This is a genomic window from Undibacterium sp. JH2W (assembly GCF_049340425.1).
Classification (GTDB): domain Bacteria; phylum Pseudomonadota; class Gammaproteobacteria; order Burkholderiales; family Burkholderiaceae_D; genus Undibacterium.
In genome coordinates, this window is sequence record NZ_JBMPOT010000089.1 from 1 (window position 1) to 339 (window position 339).

A 339-nucleotide genomic window follows, 5' to 3' on the forward strand; every position below is an offset into this window, starting at 1 on the left:
GACATCAAGAGCCGGATCAGTTATTCCAGGCAGGTGTTGCCACTGCATGACGCGGACTTGACCAAGTTCATCGTCACTGAGTTGGCCGCCGTGGGTTTGGGTGCCAATACCTTTGATGAAGCAGCCTTGCAGGTCATACTACGGGCGGTTCAGGGTAATTTGCGGCTCTGCCGCAACCTTTGTTATGCCAGTCTGATTGCGACTTGCCTCGATCATCAGCGTATTTGCACGGTGTCGCATGTGAATGCCGCGCTGCTGCAGCCGCACTGGCGTTCGCACGATGCCTTGCTTCAGCAACAGGTGAAACCGCAGCGGGTGTCGTCATGAGCATGCGGGTCA

1 protein-coding gene is annotated in these 339 nt (G+C 56.3%); it reads left to right on the forward strand.

Annotated elements, in window-relative coordinates; translation table 11 throughout:
* On the forward strand, window positions 1–327 hold a 327-nt coding region (locus tag ACO0LC_RS29245), incomplete at its 5' end, for a hypothetical protein (protein WP_423009787.1).
* Between the last annotated feature and the right edge of the window lie 12 nt (window positions 328–339).